At 69.0% G+C, this 3,875-nt stretch carries 3 protein-coding genes; 1 reads left to right on the forward strand and 2 read right to left on the reverse strand.

The genetic code is table 11. The annotated features are described in order from the left end of the window. On the reverse strand, nt 1-1,825 hold a 1,825-nt coding region (locus VFR64_18310), incomplete at its 3' end, for an SHOCT domain-containing protein (protein ID HET9491690.1). A 160-nt stretch (nt 1,826-1,985) separates the two neighbouring features. Between VFR64_18310 and VFR64_18315 the strand changes: the two genes are divergently transcribed. Continuing rightward, nucleotides 1,986-3,521, forward strand: coding sequence for a sigma 54-interacting transcriptional regulator (locus VFR64_18315; GenBank protein ID HET9491691.1), 1,536 nt, complete (start codon nt 1,986-1,988; stop codon nt 3,519-3,521). Nucleotides 3,522-3,693: 172 nt separating this feature from the next. Here the strand turns inward: VFR64_18315 and VFR64_18320 are convergent. Then, the coding region (locus tag VFR64_18320; protein ID HET9491692.1) for a hypothetical protein at nt 3,694-3,875 on the reverse strand (182 nt) is incomplete at its 5' end.

A 3,875-nucleotide genomic window follows, 5' to 3' on the forward strand; every position in this document is an offset into this window, starting at 1 on the left:
GCCAGTGGGCGAAGGCAAAATACGGCTCGAAGAGCTCGACCACCGTGCCGCTTCTGACGCGGGCGAGGATCCGGCGACGGTCATCGACGTAGGTGGTGAGCGTGTCACCGCTGAACGCGCGCACCTTCTTGCCTTCCCAGACCTTCTCCCCGTCGTACGTCACCGTCACCTGTCGCCTGCCGGTCCCATAGGAGCCAGACGTCCGCTCCGAGAGAACCCAGCTCGAGCCGACCGAAGGCCAGTTGAGTGCACCCGGCGCCACGGAGGGACGCGAGGGGGGTCGGGCGGTGAGCGAGGCGGTCGGCCCCGGGGGGGTCAGGCGACCGCTCTGCAGGGCACGCTTGCGAAGTATCGCGTGCTCGTCCTCCGTGATGACGCCGCGCGCCCTCAAATCGTCCAGACGCTGGAGTTGACTCTCGACACTGGGCGTGGCGCTGTCGGTCGTCGCAACAGGCGTGTTCGGCGACTCTGCCGGTTGCGATACCGCCGAAGCGGGCGCTGGGCTGGTTACCGTCTCATTCGACGGGTTCGGCGACGGCTCCTGCACAAGACCGCGGGCCCGGTCGACTTCGTCGACGTTCGCCGCGACAGGAGGCGGCGACGGTGCGGGTTGGGACCAGGTGGGCGCGGACGGCGTCAGGACGATCTTGATCGGCCGGTCGCCTGCGACGCCCACCAGCTTCACCTCACGCACCCCGCGTCCTTGGAGGGGCGCGAGAAAGGCCGACGCCTGCTCCTCGTCGTCAAACCGGAGGCCCTCGAACGTGAACTCCGAGCGTCCGACGCTGCCCTTCTCCATCTCGGCTTTGAATGCCACACCGCCGATCGTGCCGCGGAACTGCACCTCCGACCGCCATGGCGAGGCGGTCGCTCGCTGCATCATGGCCCGAAGGGTTGGAAGATCTTGCGCGGTGAGGGCGAGGCCCTGGAACTTCGCCTTGAACCGTCGGGACCCCTCGACGAGCCCCGAGGGGCCGAAGAGGGTATCCTCGGCCCGCGCCAGTGTTGCGGGTTCGAGGACAACCCTGGCGGGCTCGTCGGGACCGGGAAGCGGACGCGTCGGTTGCTCACCGCGGAAGCTCGCCAGCAGCGGGTCGACGCAGACCTCGGCGGTCCTGGCCATCGTGGTCTTCAGCAAGGCGCCGCCGTCGGCCCTGAGATCCTCCAGCGCCGGCGCCCCGAACCGGCGATCGCCCGGGGTGTAGCAGGAGATTTCGTCTCGCCACAGGACCTTCTCCTGGTCGAGACGGATGAGGCGGGCCTTCACCGTGTAGTGGACCAGGAAGGTCTTCGGGTCGACCTGGTAGGGGATCAGGCCCCAGCCGGTGGTCCGGACGTCGAGGACCGTGACCGGGCCGAGCGCCTGCTTCAGGTTCTCGAGATCGTCGCTGTCCATCGCGGCAGCTGCCGGCCGGATGGGCCCGATCCGGCCGTCGGCGCCCAGCCCGGAGATCAGCCGGTCCTTCACACGGATGGCCGGGTCCTCGAGTGGAATCTCCAGCATGAGCTCCTGGCCGGCCGCCTCGGCCTCGCGCTTCTCGATATCGGCCTGAAGCAGGTTGGCCATCGACGGCGCCAGGGGGCCGAGCAGCAGGGCAAACGGGGCCACGGCCGCAGCAATCCCGATCGCGCGGCCCACGCTCCTCGGCTGGGCCACCAGGAACGGCGCCGGGCGCTGGTAGTGAACGGCCACGACTTCCGGGTGCTTCCCGAGCTGGGCCAGCCCGCTCTCTTCCCGACCACCCGTCACGGCCGCGGCGCAGCCGTTGACGGCGATGGCGATTGCCAGAATCAGCCCGATGCTGTCTCGATGTACCTGTCTCATGGCCCCCTCCGCTGGTTGCCGTCACTCCCTTGGGCCGGGTACAGGCAGAGGATGTGCCAGAGCTGTAAGGAGTTGTTTTCTTGGAATTGATATCTTCGGGCTCCACGACTTCGATTCGAGCGGCTCGCATTTCTTGCTGGGGGTGCGCTACATTCAATGCGTGCCACCACGCGGCCTCACCGCGGCCGACAGAGGGTTCTTCACGGCGCTCGCCGATGTCGTGTTCGGCAATCCGTTCAGCGCGCAGCGGGCCGATCTCATCGGGCGCCTCGTCCCCGATGCGCCAGCGGGCGACCGCGAGGCGCTCGCGCGCGTGGTGGAGCCCCGGCTCGGTCCGTGGCTGCGCGACGGCGCGCCGGGCTGGGAGCGACTGGAGGCCGACGACCGGCGCCTCCTGGAGACGGCCTTCCTGTACGTGTGCTACCACCGTTACGTGGCGCCCATCGACGCGCTCATCGAGCGCCAGGCGACGCACGGTGGCTCGTCGCTCACCGTCCCGTTCGCCGGCGAGGCGATCGCCGGGCTGGCGGGCGGCGGCCTGTCCGAAGCGCGGGCCGTGAACATGTTCGGATTCTTTTTCCAGCTGCGGCGCGCCTTCTACTTCATCCACGGCTCGCTCGCCGGGGAGTGCGAATCCATGCGCCGGCTCCGCGAAGCGCTGTGGAACAACGTCTTCACCCACGACATGCGCGGGTACGAGGCGGCGCTCTGGAACAGGATGGAAGATTTCTCGACGTTGTTGCTCGGCGAGACGGGCACGGGCAAGGGCTCCGCCGCCGCCGCCATCGGACGCTCGGCGTTCATCCCCTACCGGACGGGTGAGCGGCGGTTCGCCGCCAACTTTGCCGAGAGCTTCATCGCGATCAACCTGTCGCAGTTTCCCGAGGCGCTGATCGAGTCGGAACTTTTCGGCCACCGCAAGGGCGCCTTCACCGGGGCCATCGATCACCACCAGGGCGTGTTCGAGCGGTGCAGTGCGCACGGGGCACTGTTCCTGGACGAAATCGGCGAGGTATCGATCCCGGTCCAGATCAAGCTGCTGCAGGTTCTGCAGGAACGGACCTTCACGCCGCTCGGCGGCCACGAGAAGAAGCGCTTCTCAGGGCGCGTCATTGCCGCCACGAACCGGCCGCTCGGGCAGCTACGCCGCGACGGGCGCTTCCGCGACGACTTCTTCTACCGCCTCTGCTCGGATGTGATCGAGGTTCCGACCCTGCGACAGCGGCTGGCGGAATCTGCTGGTGAGCTGGAGCTGCTCGTGCGGCTGCTGGTCGGCCGGATCACGGGCGCCGGGGATTCCCAGCTCGTGGCCGAGGTTCTCGAGGGACTCGCGCGCGGGTTGCCTCGCGGTTACACCTGGCCGGGAAACGTGCGGGAGCTTGAACAGGCGGTGCGACGCATTCTGCTCACTGGACGCTACGCGGCTGATCTCGCCCAGACCGCTCAGGACGAGGAGACCGCGCTGACTGAGAAGCTGCGCGCGGGCGAGCTCACCGCCACCGAGCTCCTGGCGTGGTATTGCGCCATGCTGCACCGACGTCTGGGAACGTACGCCGCGGTGGCCAAGCGCAGTGGGCTCGATCCGCGCACCGCGCGCAAGTACGTCGATAGCGGAAGAGCTATCGCCGGTCCTAATGGGGGGCCGGGCCCGCAGCCACCCGCAGGCTGTTCGCAGGCTCCACCCCGTGTGGTTTAGGCCAACAGCCTTCTAAATCGCGCCGCCTGCGGGCTCGCAGGGCCGCCCTGCGGCCAGCCCTGCCCGGCCCAGCGGCCACTGGCCAGCCCCGCCGGGGCCAGCCGGCGCGTTAGGCCACCAACCCAAAGCGCCATCGAATCCGCGCAGTGGCGGGGGCAACGCGGTGTTTGGGTCAGGCCAGCTCGGCGTCCAGCTCCTCGATGCTCGCGGCCGCGATGTCGACCAGCCGGTCGACCTCCTCGCGGGTGATGCACAGCGGCGGGGCCAGCCGGACGACCCGGCCGCGCGCGTAGACGATGGCGCCCCGGTCCCAGGCTTTGCGGTCGAGCTTCGCCACCTGCGCCTGATCGAGCG

The organism is Candidatus Methylomirabilota bacterium (assembly GCA_035709005.1).
In the GTDB taxonomy this organism is placed as follows: Bacteria; Methylomirabilota; Methylomirabilia; order Rokubacteriales; family CSP1-6; genus 40CM-4-69-5.